Origin of the sequence: Helicobacter didelphidarum (assembly GCF_003364195.1) — a bacterium.
GTDB classification, from domain to species: Bacteria; Campylobacterota; Campylobacteria; order Campylobacterales; family Helicobacteraceae; genus Helicobacter_A; species Helicobacter_A didelphidarum.
Genome location: NZ_NXLQ01000197.1, coordinates 1 through 541, shown reverse-complemented (window position 1 = coordinate 541; position 541 = coordinate 1). Strand labels below are relative to the sequence as shown.

The 541-nt window shown below is 32.9% G+C and carries 1 pseudogene; it reads right to left on the bottom strand.

The features are described 5' to 3' along the window. Positions 1–541: pseudogene (locus tag CQA53_RS12980) on the bottom strand (hypothetical protein); the annotation flags it as partial.

Here is a 541-nt window from a genome sequence, read left to right as displayed (position 1 = left end):
GGACAGGACAAAGGAATGCAGTGGAGATACTTTCTTTATTCTCTTTAGAATCTTTTGCTTTAGATTCTAAGAGTGTTTTTTCTTTGTCTTCTATCTCTTTAGATTCAGAGCTATTACATTTTAGCTTGATATGTAGGCTTGAATGAATAAGAGAATAATGAAGTATTGTAAGTGTAGAGGAGTGAAGGAATATTTGGAGGGTGGAAGTGCCTATATTCTTGTCATTGCGAGCCGATTTATCGGCGTGGCAATTCATAGTATTAGAATCTGCACTGCTTAAGTCTTCATTACCTTGTAAGAAATATATAGGCTTAGATTCATTAAATACTCCATCATTATCTAATTCCCCAAAGAATAAAGGATTAGATTCTATTTCTTTAGAGCCATTTAGGATTGTCCCATAGAATGCTATAAAGATATTGTATTCATCTAGGCTTTGCTTATCTTGCTTTGTGTAATTATTGATGATAGGGAGGAGCTCTTGTATATCAATGGTGAGATTTGATTTTTCTATACTGATGATTATATCATTATCATTTTG